This is a genomic window from Halocatena marina, assembly GCF_023276375.1.
Lineage (GTDB): Archaea > Halobacteriota > Halobacteria > Halobacteriales > Haloarculaceae > Halocatena > Halocatena marina.
This window is the reverse complement of record NZ_JALLPK010000004.1, coordinates 131,671-146,834: the sequence shown is the minus strand read 5'-3', so window position 1 is coordinate 146,834 and position 15,164 is coordinate 131,671. Positions and strand designations below refer to the sequence as shown.

Genomic DNA, 15,164 nt, shown 5'->3' with positions numbered 1-15,164 from the left:
AATTAATTGATGTGATATGAGTGTCAAAGACTCCTCCATGCTCTTCGGTCGCGACTTGCATCGCTCTCGACAATTTCTTAGCCTCGCAGCAGCTGTTTGCTTCGGTAGTCTTGCGTTGTACGGTGTGGCGTCGATTGATGCGGTCCCGTTCCTCTGGCAACTCATGTACGTGCCAGTGTTGATCGCGGTTGGTGGAGCAGTGGTTAACGCCTACCTCAACGACGGACTGCTCGTGAGTGCACTGAGTACGACTGGAATCGCGCTTGCCGTGGCACTCGCACATGTCATCACCACGGTGATCACACAGGGCCTCAGTGCCATTCTGTCCCCCTTTACAGAATTTCCGGGTGGAGGGTTCTATCTCACTCTCACCGTGGTTTTATTCGGTGTCGGGGTCGGTGCATTCGTCATCGGTGCTGGCACACGGCGCATTATAACCTCTCTTGGATAAGGATCAGATACTCATCTGAGATCAGTCATATGAGCGCGTTGTCAGTGAAAATTGCTCTCACCTAACTTCCACCTAATTTTCACTCTGGGCATGAGATATCGTCACGCCGATAGTCCGTCCAGTATTTCCCCATTGCTTGCACGAGATCACGATACGTCCGATTGATTCGCCCCATGCGCGCTTGCCTTCAGGGTTGTCGCCGACGTGCGTGCTGGATGTCGGACACTGAGAACGCGCTGCCAGTACGCCAAAGTCGTCTGAAACGTGTCGTCCACATGCGTCTCAAAGTCCTCCTCTGCGAATCGAGATCCAAACGTGGTGAGTCGACATCGTACGATGTTGTCCGCAAATTCCGTCAGAGCAGAAGCCAACTTAGTGGATTCGTTATGCACAGACACACGGCGTTTACAATCTTCGCTTTCGTATCTGTGCAGATCATCGCCCTCCCTTCAACTATATTTTAATATTGTTTGTGACATTATTTCTCTGAAGTGATCAATATCAATGCTTTCGGCAACGTCTCCAGTAGGTGAGAAACGGTTTCGATCTTCAGAGACGACGTTCACCTCTGTGTCCATCGTTTCTAAGACATCGCAAATAACGGCACCACGTGACGGTCCCTCTGTAGTGTCGACCTCCATGTAGTACGATTCATAGTCCAATATATTTCCGATAATATCTGCACCGACTACCCCATCATGGATGGCCGGAACATTCGTCCCATATTCCGTATTCATAAGCTCATCTGGATAATCAAACCAATCAGCGACAGTATCGAGAGGTGGCGAGGCATCCTCTAGTTTGTCGATGAATTCAGGAAGAACAGTTGCTTGATTCGTTACATCTAAACCTACCATCCGTGGGAAGCCATCTTGCATTACCCGACTGGCAGCCTCTGGATCCCCCCAGAAATTGAATTCAGCTACTGGTGTTATATTTCCGTGTGTATGCGCCGCACCGCCCATTAGATACAACTCATCAATGTCATCAGGGAGAGTCGGTCTATTGGCGATGGCTAGTGCGATATTTGTGAGTGGGCCGACAGCTGCGATTGTGAGGCGATGACCATAAGTCTCCACCTGCTTACAGATGAACTCCATCGCAGTCTGATCGACCGGGCTAGTTGAGGGATCCGGTAGATCACCTCGAATTCCATTCTCACCATGTACCCATTCTGCATCATGGTGCTCTCGAACGAATGGTCTTTCAGCTCCCTTTGCAACTGGAACATCTGTTCTATCGAACAATTCCAGAATTGAGAGCGTATTCTGAGTTGTATTGGTGAGCGTTGAGTTTCCACAAACAGTACTAACACCGACAACATCAACGTCTTCTGCCGCAAGCATCATTGCTAGCAATATTGCGTCATCATTGCCTGTGTCAACGTCTAAATGAACCTTTTTTCTCATAGCCCTCTCCGAATGAAGTAGTATACTGCATTTTGCTCTGCAAAACCACCATGTGATGTTTGGACCATCGTGGTGCATACTGATGGAGACATATCGGTGAGCTCTGTCGTGAGTATATTCATCCATTTATATGGCATCGGCAATTCCCAGATACAATGCCAACCATTCAGTTGCGATTCAATGCAGCAGCGTCCAAGGACCCATTGGCGCGTGTATCCACTGAGTTTCCGGAGACTCCACTTACAGTGTTGGCAAGTCATCTCACGGACGATGGCTTATTGGGACTCGTAGAAATATCAACAAAAAATCCGACAGAGATCGCACGACAGTTTGACGACGTACCGAAGATGGATTCGCATGAGGTGGTCTACACTGACGAGCAAACGGTTGTGATTCAGTATCAGTTTCCGGAAGCGGAACCATACCGTGCACTTCGAGCGACGGGAAATATACCACAATTTCCTGCCCAAATGCAAGATGGATGGTTATCCACAGAGATGACGGCATCACACGAACGATTGGCAGAATATACAGACAAATTAGCGGCTGCTAATATTCCATTCACGATCCAATCGTTATCGCAATCACATTTACCGGAAGAGTTACTCACCGACCGCCAATGGGAGTTCATCACTGAAGCAGTCGAGCGTGGCTACTATGACAGTCCTCGCCGTTGTACGCTAACGGAATTGGCAAACTCGTTTGCGGTCAACTCCTCGGCTGCAAGCGGAGTGTTGCACCGGGCAGAAGGACGAATAATCAAGGAGTTCGTCAATTCGTTAGAGAGCCATTCCGGGACCTGATCTGAAGTTGGTTAGATTGAGCCATCATTCAGAGGGTCCTGCAAAACAGAAGCACGATGGGGAGGCAACCAACGTGAGTGTCACTGCAAATAAGATTAGTCAACATCCGTTCCAACAACTTCGAGATTCGTATGACCGAAGCCAGAAGACACCATACCTCCTGTCATCGTTATCGAGGTGAGTCGTATCCCGGACAGCATCTCCTCCGTTAGATCCGGGCTATGGAACCGGAATGGAACGTATTTCAACGATGCTGCTGTCTCTCGAAGGTACAGAAGATCATCAGTTTCTGGTCCTATGGTAAGGATTCAAACCCAGAATCTCCCTCTGAAGGCGCATGAAGTGGATTATGAATAATAGTCCCTCGCATGAATGGCCCCTGATCTGATATGTCGTCCACCTCCATCAGAAGTTTCACTGGCTCCACAGACTCGTTTCCGCGGAGGGTTACGCGACATCGAGCGCAAGGCCGTTTGTGGTAGCATGTCCAACGACTGCCTCGCGAATCCTACGAGAGAGTTCGATTTCCATCGCAGTTATTTCTAGTATCTGTTTTTATACAAAAGCACTCGCCACAAAGTTCATCTATTTAGAGCAATCTTACAATTGATTTCTTCATCCGAACTGTCGAGCAACTCTCTCGACGACTCGGATGCACCAAAGACAACACGACCGGCCATACTATGGACCTGCGAGAGACGAGGGATCGCGGCGCTCGATTACCGGATGTCGTCGACGAGGGCTGTGATCTCCTCGGCGCGGTTGTCTGACGTGATGAACCGGGAGAAGACCCACGAGAGTTGTGTCGTGATGGCGTCGTGGCCCGCCTCGGTAAGCGCGTACTCATTCGTCCGCTTGTCGAGCTCGCTTTTCTCGACGAGGCCCATCTCAACAAGCTCATCAAGGTTTGGGTAGAGCTGTCCGTGATTGACCTCTGAACCGGAGTATGCCTCAAGTTCGCGCTTGATCGCCAGCCCGTACCGGGCATCTTCTGCAAGAATCGCGAGAATTCGCTGTTGGAAGGCGGACAATTCGGAGGCTATACCGACGTCGCTGCTGTTGGGCAGTGTTACCGACATACTATTTGATGATGACAGTATCAATCTTAATACCCGCTGTCTATCATACGAGTATTTGTTCTATCCAGCGAGTATTTATTCATCTCGTGATGGATACTGACGTCGGTTACTATCACTCTCAGGGCGCTCGCGGTGTTCTCATCATCCCAGTAGCGGATCTGATTCTAAGCAAATTGTGAGCGGTTGGACTTGCATACCACCTGGTTTCAAGAGCTGCTCATACTTTGACTAGACACTACCGCGAAAGATAATGTGCTTGTGCCAATGTATTCGATCGCACAGACAAATATATTCAGAACGAGCGTCAGTTGTCGGTGTTATTTCTAAGCGCTCCCCGTAGACATTCAACGATACGATCTGCATATTCACCCTTCGGGTCGAGGTCCGGGTCGTAAATCGTGACCTCAAGCCCAACGCATGCTGGAGACGACAGCAATCTCGTGAGTAGTTCAGCAATGTCACTAAAAGATGGGCCGTCCTCCTCCGGACAATCCACAGCGGACATCTCACTCGCATCAATGACATCAACGTCGAAGTGAATCCAAAATCCGGTAGTATTCCGTGCTACGGTTCGCAGGATCCGATCTGTAAGTTGTGAGCTACTGAGTGCATTCATCTGTTGGCTCGTAGTCGTGTCGATACCTATTTCTGCTAGTTCATCAATATATTCGTCATTCTCACGTACACCGACGACAGACACATCCTCATCACGTACGTAGGGTCCGCGATTTTCAAGGTCGACGAGTCGTGCATCACCACGCCCAGTAACAATCGCAAGGCTCTCACCTCCCGCAGTCCCGATGGCTTCCGCATTTTCAGGATGCCGGTAATCGCTGTGTGCATCGAGATAGACGAGTCCGTGGCGACCACGTCGTTTGAGAGCTAGCATATTGCCGATCAAGATACTGCAATCGCCACCGAGTACCACTATTTGTCGTTCACTTTGAATAGCTTCATCGAACCTATCTGACAGCGCAGTAGAATATTTCGCTATCGACTCTGCATTACGATCACCGTCGCCGGGTTCCCAGTTTGCACGATATCGCGGCGGGACTAGACTGCCAGCGTCAGCTGCATCGATTAACTCAAGGAGATTACGGTCACGAAGAGCCCAAGGAAGCTTATAGCAACCAGGTACGGCCCCTTCTTCCGGTGGACGTAATCCAAGATTAGAAGGTGCATCGAGAACGACTACGTTAGACTCGGGCATGGGAACCCTTCGGATCGCTGAGTCATGACTTCTCTGATTGAATTTCCTCATCGACGTTCTCTCTGTTCAACTGTGGTGTATTGACTTCTTCTCGCGTCTAAAGACGTCACCAGAGCGAGAGCGAAGCTCTCGTCGACGCGGGAATTTCATCATGAGATTCTGGGCCGATCGACCCGGCCCTCCGGCTTCGAAACGCATCCGTTCCAAATGTCGTCTGCTGGGCATCAGTATCGACTTGGCTGTCTTACAGGACGGTCAAACGTCTCCTATCCTCAGCCGAACCATCGCGTCCGTGTGTTCTCTGGAATGGCTCACTCTTGGCGTTGCACAGACACTAAACCCAAGACTTGATCACTCTTTGACCAGACGGTGCCTCAGCATCTCAAAATCCCATATCTTCAGAATGAACCGTCGATGACCAAATAGTGACTGCGATCACAGTACTCGATCGGGCTGAACATCGATAATATCCAGAAATTTGCCTCATAGAATCTATTTGATGACGAACTCCGACCCGTGACCGCATCAGTAGTGGTGTTGTACGCTGTCCACCGACCATCAGGTGTCTCTGTTAACGTGATCTGTGTCGTTGTACTCATTCTATCATCTTTTCATGGTACAACGATAGCGGGTTCTGGCTGGTCAAAGAAATCGGTGGTCTCACGATCGGCGAGACATTCCAGACGTGGACCGCGCTCACGACCATCATCGCGATCATGGGCCTCATCACCACGCTGGTGATTTCGACCGAAGTCCCGATGGCCTGAGGTCACGAAAACGCCTTCTCTGATCCGTGTAATTGTCGTCCTACTGAATTGATATGTGAAATTACGGAAGTTGAGAATTTGATTACTGTAGCAGCACTGTGACCGGTTTTTCATTCGTATTCTCTCTGAAATTCGGGCTCCTAAGGGTCGTAGTCGACCTTCGCAGTGAAAATTCTCTATATAGGTTACGCAATCACGAGGTGGGGACAGCGCGACCGCTCACCAGATTGCTCGCACTGCGGGAGTTCTCAGCTATCCAATTCCGGTCTTCTTCGCTATCGTCAGGACGTCATTTGTGGTCACGCGTGGGAAGGATGAGCCATCATCAAACAGCGATATTCGAACAAGCAAATCGACCAATCGCCAGATCGAGTACAGTAAGCACGCGAACGCGAAATAGAAAAATCGCAGACCGAACTGCTTTGAGGTGGTCTTGGCCATGAACTGCTTGACTTTCTTATACCCAACCTCAATCTCTTGTCGGCGTCGGTACCATCGAACAAACCGCGTGATCATGTGTATTCGCTCTATCTCACGGGTTGGGTCATCGTCAGTAGTCAGATCCGCGAGGTCGGGGTGGTTGGTTTGAAAGACGGTAAATCCCGCTCCATCACCGATTTCATCCTTTGAGTCGATCTCTTCTTCATCTCGTATCTCGCTGAGAAATTGTCCGAGTGGAGAGGCTTTCCCGTCTAAATCAGCTGTGTCGATCCCGAGCTCGTTCGCCATCTCCTGGCGATGGTTTGGGTGGGCAGGCTTCTCTACATCTATATCATCGGCCACCTTGCTCTCGGCAGACGAAGGGAGAAACAGCTTCAATCGGTTCGAACCGGCTTGAGTAGATTCCGGTACAATACGGACGGTCTCACCGTCACGCTTCATCTGCTCGATCGTCTCCCTTTCGGTGCGGTACTTCCGTTTTGGCGTCAGGTAGTGAACTTCGCGTTCTTCGCAGACTGCTTTGACCTCGCTGCCATCGAACTCACGATCCATCAGGACCAGTTCAACAGAAACGAATTCTCGAGCAGAGTCGAGGAGGTCGGCAACAATCTCTGCTCGACTATTCCCGCGAACGATCGGTAAGGCGTCGAGTATCAACGGTACTTCGGAGTCGGCGACTTGTATCGTAGCCCACTGGTAGGCATAGTCTTCGCCGGGTTGTTTCGTTCCGATAATCTCGTCTTCGTGGCCCGTTCGGTCTCCAGTGAACGGTCTGTCTTCGGTCGTATCGATCGCGACTGTCACTGGCCGAGTGAGTTCAGCCCTCCGCTGGGCCTCATCGATTATTCTCCCAATAGCCTGTCGGTACATCGTGCGAGTATCTGATATTGGTAGCTGTCCCAGGAAGTGACGCTGGGTGTGTCCGAGTGGAGTCTTCTCTCGGGTTGAATCAGCGAGGAAACTCCGTGCGCCCTCACCCACGGCCATCCCATCTCGGAGGCCAATACACGTCTGAAGTTCCCAGAAGGCGTTCTCGTGGATGGACCAGCTGTACCAGAGTGGTTGGAACACATCTCCATCCAAAATCACCGTGTCGTACTCTTTTTCAAGCTCGACTGCGCGATTCCAGCGGTCGCACTGTCGCTCGTGGTACCATTTTGTCGAATCGTTTTGGGTAGCGTCGAAGAGTTCGTTAACTTCGGGAACTCTCACAGCCGAGCTCCCTTCACAGATTGCCATCGCAGTCGTCTTTCCAACACTGCTGGGTCCTTCCAGTGTAATAATGGTCACGAGACTAGCGATCCGAGTACGATTAGTAAGGTGATATCGGTCGGCATAGGATGTTAGAGTCAACTGTGTATTTGGAAAGACTCATAGAATGTATTGCTAGTTAAGGACTTCAAAAGGAACGTTCTATGTTGTTGAGAGAGTATTTGTGTTGCTGTTTTCCCTCCGTTTGCAATTATCTCGTCATCCAATCTCGGGTGTTGCCATCTACTGCCGCAGGGCCTACGCAAATAGCAGGAACCAACCTCACCATACACTGAAGACGGTTAATTTCCTAACAAAGCGCCGACGTTCATTTGCTCACTCCCTTGTTGAGCGGCGACGCTGAACGATTCTACCCATGGATTTTCACCGTCATCGATATTGAGCTCGGAAAGAGGGTGAAATATCTCGTTGAAAGCCTCTCTCGCTGCGTTAGCATCCGAGACTTGGAGAGAAACGTCTTCAAGATGTGCTTCACCAGAATCACCCAGCTCTCTAACGACGTCACCTGTTTCTGAGTGGAGTTCGACACGGAATTGCCACGGTGTCATCACGAATGTGCGTCGTTCGGGCGGACAGACCACCCATGATCCTTCACGCGATCGATCGTATCTTCGAGATTGCTCACGGCAAGACCGAGATGATCGAAGTGGGGGCGCTGTCCGGGTGCAAGGGTGATGTTCACCGCTCCATGTTGGTGGACCTGCAGTTTTAGTCGAAAATCATCAGGAGTGTCTTCTTCAGGAGTGAGGGGAGTCCCCTCACCTCGGACGCTTCCAAAGCGCCGTTGCAGGGTGAGGCGCGCTTCACAGAGACGAGTAGCTGCCTCACTGACGTTCGGCGTGTTGAAATGGAGATGAAACAGCGATGGGCACATCGTAGCCAGGATTCACACTCTCAGGTCTTGAGTGTATGGAGGTACAGATGCTCTTTAACTAATTTGCTGTCGTGCATCTTTGAACTGATCCTGCTGGGTGTACAGATATACGGCAATGATCCCAGAAGTTCCAGCACTGAGCAGTGGTACGTAATCAACAGTCTGAATACCAGCCACAAAGCCACCGATTGCACTCCCAGCATAGAGAATAAGCGCCCAACTCCAGGCCCATTCCATCCCAATCCAGAGACCACCAGCGAGGATGAACATAATGAGACCGAACCCAATGAGAAATACAACGGGCAGCAGAGTTCCGAGTGAAATTCCGGTAAATGCCTGATCAGTCGCGATTAGTCCACCAATCACCACGAGTACCCCCGCACAAAGTCCAACGAGGGATGAGAGAAATTTCACCCCGATTGAGGTACCCTGACTGAGGGGAGAGACGAAGAGACGATTAAGCAGTCCAGATAGTGGGTCCGTGCCCAACATTTTTTGTACCATACATGGCATTTTGAATAGCTGTTTCGCTTCACGAGCACTCATTTGGATGGAGCCATCAAAACTCGGTAAAGTGGACTAGATCGTCCTTGAGCACCTGCAGTTCTTGAGCGGGCACACAATACATCTCAGCAGCTGTGAATTACCACGGTCTGCACTCAATGGTTGCTACTCAAGCTCTTTTTCAATTACGTAGCCCCACTTCTCGTAATCCAAGCCCTCGTAATACTCATGAACGCCCTCTTTTGCTATCGGCGATGCGAGCGCCACATAATCACAGTTTCTCTCGGTAGCCCACCTTTCCACATGGTTCACAAGAGCACTCCCATATCCCCGTCCTCTCTGCGGTTCATCGATGACTAGGTCGTAGAGCCAAGCGTGGCGTGCGTGATGAAGGACATGTCTGAGAAGAACGCCAGCCACGCCAACTAGCTCATCTTCAACAAACCCTCCGAGAAGGTGGTAATCATCCTCTCCGGTCCATTCAAGCACCTTTTCAGGGTCAGCATCAGTGAAGAGCTGACGGATAAGTGGGACTGCTTGCCGGCGTTCGTCCTCGCTGGTTAGCTCGTGAATCTCCATACACGAGGTTCAAAGAAGGGCGTGAATAAGCCGCTTATCCGCGTAACATGTACTTCATCTCGAGTGTCGGGTCAGTACATTCTGACGGTAGCTCAGGACGTGGTTTCTTCAAGGACGCATTCACCCGCACGGGCTTTGATTCCCATTCTCATGTGTCTTCGACCCTTATTCGTCCATCTTCGAGAAAGGAGGCCTCTCCAACGGAATGGCCACCTGCACTCTCTCCGATCTCATTAATTTGGACATAGCGAATGTCCCACTGGGCTCCGTCGATAGTTCCGACCAAGTGCCCCTCAACGATCGGCCCACCAGAATATCGAGCAGAGAGCCGATTGCCGGCCTGTTCGAATCGGGACTCTGTATCTCCACTAACTTCACCATCCTCATCGTTAGCAACACCAACAAGTGTTCGTCTATCCAGCGAGATCTGTTCAGCCATACCGCCGATATTCAACTTTTCCGTATAGTTGTTTGATATTCGTTCAAAGTACGACAAACAGAGTCTCTTACTGATCTGTAGAGCGTGCGGCTACATAAGAACCTCAGAAGAAAGTCACGCTGTCATTTCTGAGTATTAACCCTCGTCAGTAGGTGATCTACCCTGAATGATACAGACGGATACGACCACCGGTGGAGCAGGTGGGAGTAATCATAGGTTTCTAACCATGTCAACAATAGAGATGCTACCAAGCAAGAGATATTGCACCTCTCACTAAGCAAGGAAATGGCTCTCAATACCCTTTCCAGCCATTTCAGCCCACCATCGATGTTATTTGGTTAGCGCTTTCTAGAACGAGGTACTGAGAAATATTCAATAGGGGACACTAAGAACGGCCGATGATGCACACTCATGCATTGAGCACAAAATCTCAACTTCGGTGAAATTAATTTCTTCGGGTGCCGGTCGCTCGCGCTCGCTGGATTAGATTTGTACTCAATTTGGTCTCTCTTCGACACGTCAAGTCAGCTGTTGAAAACGTGCTTTGCGTACGTTATCCCCAGAGGCACAGCGACGATCATCTGCAAGTGTGAGAGTCACGATCTCGAGACTATCAGAATTATAAAATAAAAAGACGGCGGGGGTGTGATCGTGTTCCGCAAAGATTGTCGGTGCAAGCAGTGCGATGACTGGAGATCGTACTTCTCAAACGGAAACTGGATTATTAGCAGCCTGACGGCCGAAATCACGGGGCGGTGGCTGTTGGGACGTATCTGTCCGGGTGTTGAACACGAAAGAGGGTGTGATGTTTGTCGTCTACCTTCTCTTGAACACACAGAAGTCGACGGGCGGGAATGATGAGTCGTCCTTTAAATCGGAAGCTAACGCAGACGACTCCCCGTCCGAGGCGGCAGCAGCCACGAGTGAGACGGACTGTGCTGGACCAACGGAAGATTAGCCCACAGAGGACGACACACCAGCGATGAATGATGAAAAGAGACAAGCACCGTCTGACACGACCGAACATTTACTGACAAAGACGGACATGACGGTGATACCTCCTAAAGCCTATCTGACAGATATATCAGCCTCAAATATGCTGACTGACGACTCGTCTCCCTCAGAAATGGGTTTAGAGCCAGCAATTAGTTATGGATTGGTGGGTGACATTTATATCATCTAGTTTATCTGAAGAGGTTATGGCCGACACGCTCGATGCATGAGTGTGAGCGAGTGGAATTAGTTGCTAAATTGATCATCCATCTAACTTCCAAGATGGGGTCCAGTGGCTTCGAGGCATGGTGTTTGCCGAAAGGATGCTCACCACAGCGATTACCAGCTTTGAGACTGGTGTGATGCTCGCCGTTCTGTCAGGATTCGTAGCTACTCGTAGTGGCTCGATACTGTACGGAGCGCTAATCTGAGCAATCGATACGGGGGTTCTGATCGGCGTCCACACGCCTGATGTCGTCAAAATTTGTGGGCTCATGTTGCTGCATGTGGCTTGCAACGTCGGGGAGGAATGAATCAATAAAATCGACCGACCTATGGTGATTCACCCCGCTAATGAAATTAGCAGCGGGGATCAACGCCAGAAGAGTCTTATCTCCAATCCAATTAAATTGGGCTATGGGAACTCACAACCAGAGCGAGACATTTGATATCGGCGGGGATCTGCCCATCAACCGTCTTGGCTTTGGCGCAATGCGACTCACCGGTGAGAATATCATTGGGCCACCAGCAGATGAACAAGAAGCAAAAGATGTTCTCAAGCGTGCAACCGAGCTGGGTGTGAATTTCATTGATACTGCTGACTCGTATGGGCCAGCGGTCTCTGAACGTCTCATCGGTGAAGCGCTTGCGCCCTACGATGATGACGTTGTAATCGCCACGAAAGGCGGCCTCTGGCGTGATGACCGTGACGGCGCATGGCCGAAATGTGGCGAGCCGGAGTACCTTCGGAATGCAATCCTCGGGAGTCTCGATCGGCTTCAGACGGAGACAATCGATCTCTATCAGTTCCATCGTCCTGATCCCGATGTCGAATACAAAGACTCCATCTCCGCGTTTGCAGAGTTCAAGGACGAGGGTAAGGTCAAGCACGTCGGTGTTTCGAACGTCTCTATCGATCAACTCGAAGAGGCTCGCGATATCGTTGATATTGCAACCGTCCAGAACCAGTACAATGTCGGTGACCGCGGGTCAGAAGAGGTTTTGGAGTACTGCGAGAAGCATGATATTGGCTTTATTCCATGGGCACCACTCGGTTCGGGCGAACTTGACGGGCTCGGTGACGTTGCGAATAACCGAGACGCAACCAAGTATCAGGTCGGTCTTGCTTGGTTGCTCCAACACTCGCCAGTCATGGTGCCGATTCCAGGTACCAGCAGCGTCGATCATCTTGAAGAGAATATCGCCGCCTCTCAAATTGACCTTACCGCGGAAGAGATCGACACAATCGAAAATTGAACCGTCTATCCGAACTGATCCTCAAGAACATCTGCTTTGGAAGCATTTACGCGACGGCGAATTTGATTGCCGAAATAGGAGCCTTGGTGCCGATTAGAATGGGTAGTCGCGTTCATCGTGTTGGACTGAGATCCACTTTGTCTCAGTTATTTCCCGGAGAATCTGGTTGCTGTTGAAGCCACCCATGCCGGAGGCATTGATACCACTGAAGGGCACGTGTGCCTCGTCGTTGATCGGTTGATCGTTGACGTGAACGTGGCCTGTATCCATGCGATCAGCAATTTCTTTGCCTGTACCCTCATCGCCGGCGTGGACAGAACCAGAGAGACCGTACTGTGTATCATTGGCGATCTCAACAGCCTGATCGATGTCAGCGGCCGAAATGACCGGCGCAATCGGCCCAAAGTGTTCGAAGCAGGCGACAGACATGTCGTTGGTCACGCCAGAAAGAACAGTCGGCTCCACGATCAGCGAGTCGTCGATGCCGTCGAGAGGGGCCGTTTTCCCGCCTGTTTCCAGCGTCGCACCTGCTTCGACCGACTCCGCGATGTATTCAAGCATCTCGTCGCGCTGTGATTCGTCGATGATCGGCCCGACTACGGTGTCGGGATCGTGTGCACTCCCAACAGGGAGTGACTCTGCACGTTTGACGAGGCGATCGACGTATTCGTCGTAGATGTCGTCATAGACGATGTGGCGGTTGATCGAGATGCAGACTTGGCCTTGATGGACAAACGATCCGAAGACCGCAGCGTCAATCGCTCCATCGAGATCGGCGCCCGCTGTAACGATGTGCGCGTTATTCCCACCGAGTTCCATCACAGGCGTGGCGAGATTTTCAGCTGCCGTCGCAGCCACACCACGTCCGACTGGTGTTGAGCCAGTGAATGCAACAACGGCACTTTCAGGGTGGCCTGCGACACGATTTCCGATCTCTGATCCATGACCAGTGACAACATTCAGGACGCCATCCGGAAGGCCGACCTCCTCGAACAGTTTTGCGAATAGTAGACCACCAGTAATTGGAGAGTTCGTCGCCGGCTTCAAAACGACTGAATTCCCGGTCGCGATGGCTGGGGCGACTGCCCGCAACGAAAGGTTCAACGGAAAATTCCACGGCGAGATCGCAGTGACAACACCGGCTGGTCTTTGCTCAATGATGTTCTCCTTCCCAGGAATATTCGAGTCTTTGTGTTGACCCTGTAGCCGACGTGGATACGTCGCCGCTTCTCCAGCATGGTCTAACGCGATCTGCATGGACGTCTCACCCATGATCTGCCCACCCCCAACTTCGACTTTGAGCAGCTCGATGATCTCATCGCGGTGCTTCTCAAGCGCTTGGGCAAACTCTAGAATCAGCTCTTCCCGCATCACTGGCTGCGTTTCGGCCCATACAGGGTGTGCCCTTGCAGCTGCTTCGTAGGCTGCATTGACATCGGTCTCGGTTGCTGCCGGAACTTCTGTGACCGTTTCACGAGTTGATGGATCTTCGACTGATATTGAATCCTCGGTCTTAACCCACTCACCGTCAAGGTACAACGCGTTCCAGTCATCGGTAATCGTGTATTGAGCTTCGGATGGCATGTTCTAATTCACAGTAGTCCGTTACAGAGGGGGGGAAATCAGTATTCAGCGTTGTGGCACTGGTTAGTAGTGCTCCCGATTTAGTAGGGGCATTATTCTTTACCGTGATATATACATCAGCTTCCTACAACGTCCAGCACTACCTTACCAGTGAGGCCGCCTCCTTCGACCATATCATGCGCTTCGGCCACTTCTTCAAGTGACAGGACAGAGTCGATTACGGGATCAAGTTGCCCTCGATCGACGAGACGGCGGAGCGCGTCGAGCGGGCGCCGGGCACGCTCAAGAAACAACATTTGAACTCCGAGATTCTTCTGGTATGCAGTCCCCCATGCTCCTTCTGGTTCAAGGATAGTGACCATCTGGCCATGCGGTTTCGTGATCTCAGTACTCTCAACTAACGTCTCGCCGCCAACTGTGTCGAAAACAAGGTCAACTGATCCGTCGAACTCTGATTCAATTACGTTGATGAAATTTTCTGCCTCGTAGTCAATAGCGCGAGTCGCACCTAGGTTCTCAGTCTGCTCAACGGTTTTAGGACTGGCCGTTGCAATGACTTGTGCTCCAGCAGTAGCGGCGATTTGAACTGCGTGCGAACCTACACCGCCAGCCCCGTGGATCAACACTGTCTTGCCGGCAGTGACATCACCGCGAGTGACTACTGCCTCCCAGGCGGTTGCCCCTGCAAGAGGTAGTGCTGCCGCCTCGGCATGCGACAGACTTTCGGGCTTTCGAGCAACAATTGACTCATCGGCGGCGTGATATTCGGTATAACTCCCTTGTTCCCCAAATATCTCTGGTGTGTAGAACACCTCATCACCGACGTCAAAGTCCGTCACTGTCTCGCCAACTGCTTCGACGACGCCCGAGATATCGTATCCAATGACTGCTGGCGGAGAAATGCCGGCCCACGACCCAGCCTGCCGAATCTTGCAATCGACGGGGTTGACTGACGAAGCACGGACTCGGACGAGAACTTCGGCTGGTCCCGGCGATGGTTTCTCAATCTCGCGGTGTTGGAATACGTCTGTATCACCAAAGTCATCTATGACCATCGCATTCATGATAGTTGTTACCATGCCCATGGATGTATAGATTGTGCCCGAGATATCTCAACTGCATTAGGTTAGTTTCGTTGGGCTAGATGCCGGCATTCCCGTTCCAAGATCTGTCTAAAAGGCAGCCAGTATCCCCATCATTCAGAAGCGGCGATAACAGATCTCTCAACCGAGAGCCCAAGACCATGCCAGCCGCTCTGTGACACCCCATTCTACAGCTTATCA

General features: G+C 51.1%; 16 protein-coding genes and 1 pseudogene. 5 read left to right on the top strand and 12 right to left on the bottom strand.

Translation table 11 applies throughout. The features are described from left to right. The first annotated feature begins 16 nt into the window (after positions 1 to 16). On the top strand, positions 17 to 451 hold the full coding sequence (locus tag MW898_RS23470; protein ID WP_248910718.1) for a hypothetical protein: 435 nt from the start codon (positions 17 to 19) through the stop codon (positions 449 to 451). A 146-nt stretch (positions 452 to 597) separates the two neighbouring features. On the opposite strand, the gene MW898_RS25875 is transcribed toward MW898_RS23470, so the two are convergent. Together MW898_RS25875 and MW898_RS23465 are read right to left on the bottom strand one after the other, a co-directional pair. Beyond that, positions 598 to 726, bottom strand: coding sequence for a hypothetical protein (locus MW898_RS25875; RefSeq protein WP_278000003.1), 129 nt, complete (start codon positions 724 to 726; stop codon positions 598 to 600). Positions 727 to 900: 174 nt separating this feature from the next. After that, on the bottom strand, positions 901 to 1,860 hold the full coding sequence (locus MW898_RS23465; RefSeq protein ID WP_248910717.1) for a nucleoside hydrolase: 960 nt from the start codon (positions 1,858 to 1,860) through the stop codon (positions 901 to 903). Between the two features lie 155 nt (positions 1,861 to 2,015). On the opposite strand from MW898_RS23465, the gene MW898_RS23460 reads away from it, so the two are divergent. Continuing rightward, entirely contained in the window at positions 2,016 to 2,663 is a 648-nt protein-coding gene (locus tag MW898_RS23460; RefSeq protein ID WP_248910716.1) for a helix-turn-helix domain-containing protein, read from the top strand. A gap of 719 nt (positions 2,664 to 3,382) precedes the next feature. Here the strand turns inward: MW898_RS23460 and MW898_RS23455 are convergent. Beyond that, the gene (locus MW898_RS23455; RefSeq protein WP_248910715.1) at positions 3,383 to 3,742 is read right to left on the bottom strand and encodes a PadR family transcriptional regulator; all 360 of its coding nucleotides are present in this window, start codon (positions 3,740 to 3,742) and stop codon (positions 3,383 to 3,385) included. Between the two features lie 304 nt (positions 3,743 to 4,046). After that, on the bottom strand, positions 4,047 to 4,952 hold the full coding sequence (locus MW898_RS23450; RefSeq protein WP_248910714.1) for an arginase family protein: 906 nt from the start codon (positions 4,950 to 4,952) through the stop codon (positions 4,047 to 4,049). 605 nt (positions 4,953 to 5,557) lie between these two features. Here MW898_RS23450 and MW898_RS23445 point away from each other — a divergent pair. Next, positions 5,558 to 5,719, top strand: a pseudogene (locus tag MW898_RS23445) (GntT/GntP/DsdX family permease); the annotation flags it as partial. Between the two features lie 252 nt (positions 5,720 to 5,971). Here MW898_RS23445 and MW898_RS23440 read toward each other — a convergent pair. From MW898_RS23440 to MW898_RS23415, 6 genes are all read right to left on the bottom strand, one after another. After that, the gene (locus tag MW898_RS23440) at positions 5,972 to 7,450 is read right to left on the bottom strand and encodes a hypothetical protein (protein WP_248910713.1); all 1,479 of its coding nucleotides are present in this window, start codon (positions 7,448 to 7,450) and stop codon (positions 5,972 to 5,974) included. Positions 7,451 to 7,713: 263 nt separating this feature from the next. Then, a complete protein-coding gene (locus MW898_RS23435) occupies positions 7,714 to 7,980 on the bottom strand; it encodes a hypothetical protein (RefSeq protein ID WP_248910712.1) in 267 nt (88 codons plus the stop codon). After that, the gene (locus MW898_RS23430; protein WP_248910711.1) at positions 7,980 to 8,306 is read right to left on the bottom strand and encodes a VOC family protein; all 327 of its coding nucleotides are present in this window, start codon (positions 8,304 to 8,306) and stop codon (positions 7,980 to 7,982) included. The genes MW898_RS23435 and MW898_RS23430 overlap by 1 nt, the downstream gene beginning before the upstream one ends. Positions 8,307 to 8,360: 54 nt before the next feature. Beyond that, positions 8,361 to 8,798 (bottom strand): hypothetical protein, encoded by a 438-nt coding sequence (locus MW898_RS23425; RefSeq protein ID WP_248910710.1) that lies wholly within the window; start codon positions 8,796 to 8,798, stop codon positions 8,361 to 8,363. A gap of 177 nt (positions 8,799 to 8,975) precedes the next feature. Next, a complete protein-coding gene (locus MW898_RS23420; protein WP_248910709.1) occupies positions 8,976 to 9,389 on the bottom strand; it encodes a GNAT family N-acetyltransferase in 414 nt (137 codons plus the stop codon). Positions 9,390 to 9,537: 148 nt separating this feature from the next. Further along, the gene (locus MW898_RS23415) at positions 9,538 to 9,828 is read right to left on the bottom strand and encodes an avidin-fold protein (RefSeq protein ID WP_248910708.1); all 291 of its coding nucleotides are present in this window, start codon (positions 9,826 to 9,828) and stop codon (positions 9,538 to 9,540) included. 784 nt (positions 9,829 to 10,612) lie between these two features. Between MW898_RS23415 and MW898_RS23410 the strand changes: the two genes are divergently transcribed. Together MW898_RS23410 and MW898_RS23405 are read left to right on the top strand one after the other, a co-directional pair. Continuing rightward, positions 10,613 to 10,786, top strand: a complete 174-nt coding sequence (locus tag MW898_RS23410) for a hypothetical protein (protein ID WP_248910707.1) — start codon at positions 10,613 to 10,615, stop codon at positions 10,784 to 10,786. Positions 10,787 to 11,457: 671 nt separating this feature from the next. Further along, positions 11,458 to 12,297 carry an aldo/keto reductase gene (locus MW898_RS23405; RefSeq protein ID WP_248910706.1) on the top strand — a complete coding sequence of 280 codons (840 nt, stop codon included), beginning with the start codon at positions 11,458 to 11,460 and terminating at the stop codon, positions 12,295 to 12,297. Between the two features lie 93 nt (positions 12,298 to 12,390). Here the strand turns inward: MW898_RS23405 and MW898_RS23400 are convergent, their stop codons facing one another. Together MW898_RS23400 and MW898_RS23395 are read right to left on the bottom strand one after the other, a co-directional pair. Further along, complete coding sequence (locus MW898_RS23400; protein WP_248910704.1) at positions 12,391 to 13,881, bottom strand: aldehyde dehydrogenase family protein; 1,491 nt, start codon at positions 13,879 to 13,881, stop codon at positions 12,391 to 12,393. A 116-nt stretch (positions 13,882 to 13,997) separates the two neighbouring features. Next, positions 13,998 to 14,960 carry a zinc-binding dehydrogenase gene (locus MW898_RS23395; RefSeq protein WP_248910702.1) on the bottom strand — a complete coding sequence of 321 codons (963 nt, stop codon included), beginning with the start codon at positions 14,958 to 14,960 and terminating at the stop codon, positions 13,998 to 14,000. Between the last annotated feature and the right edge of the window lie 204 nt (positions 14,961 to 15,164).

What these genes read in the sequence shown, in the direction of transcription:
- MW898_RS23470 (WP_248910718.1), top strand. Translation starts at nt 17, where the DNA reads ATGAGTGTCAAAGACTCCTCCATGCTCTTCGGTCGCGACTTGCATCGC.
- MW898_RS23465 (WP_248910717.1), bottom strand. Translation starts at nt 1,860, where the DNA reads ATGAGAAAAAAGGTTCATTTAGACGTTGACACAGGCAATGATGACGCA.
- MW898_RS23460 (WP_248910716.1), top strand. Translation starts at nt 2,016, where the DNA reads ATGCCAACCATTCAGTTGCGATTCAATGCAGCAGCGTCCAAGGACCCA.
- MW898_RS23455 (WP_248910715.1), bottom strand. Translation starts at nt 3,742, where the DNA reads ATGTCGGTAACACTGCCCAACAGCAGCGACGTCGGTATAGCCTCCGAA.
- MW898_RS23450 (WP_248910714.1), bottom strand. Translation starts at nt 4,952, where the DNA reads ATGCCCGAGTCTAACGTAGTCGTTCTCGATGCACCTTCTAATCTTGGA.
- MW898_RS23435 (WP_248910712.1), bottom strand. Translation starts at nt 7,980, where the DNA reads ATGACACCGTGGCAATTCCGTGTCGAACTCCACTCAGAAACAGGTGAC.
- MW898_RS23430 (WP_248910711.1), bottom strand. Translation starts at nt 8,306, where the DNA reads ATGTGCCCATCGCTGTTTCATCTCCATTTCAACACGCCGAACGTCAGT.
- MW898_RS23425 (WP_248910710.1), bottom strand. Translation starts at nt 8,798, where the DNA reads ATGTTGGGCACGGACCCACTATCTGGACTGCTTAATCGTCTCTTCGTC.
- MW898_RS23420 (WP_248910709.1), bottom strand. Translation starts at nt 9,389, where the DNA reads ATGGAGATTCACGAGCTAACCAGCGAGGACGAACGCCGGCAAGCAGTC.
- MW898_RS23415 (WP_248910708.1), bottom strand. Translation starts at nt 9,828, where the DNA reads ATGGCTGAACAGATCTCGCTGGATAGACGAACACTTGTTGGTGTTGCT.
- MW898_RS23405 (WP_248910706.1), top strand. Translation starts at nt 11,458, where the DNA reads ATGGGAACTCACAACCAGAGCGAGACATTTGATATCGGCGGGGATCTG.
- MW898_RS23400 (WP_248910704.1), bottom strand. Translation starts at nt 13,881, where the DNA reads ATGCCATCCGAAGCTCAATACACGATTACCGATGACTGGAACGCGTTG.
- MW898_RS23395 (WP_248910702.1), bottom strand. Translation starts at nt 14,960, where the DNA reads ATGGTAACAACTATCATGAATGCGATGGTCATAGATGACTTTGGTGAT.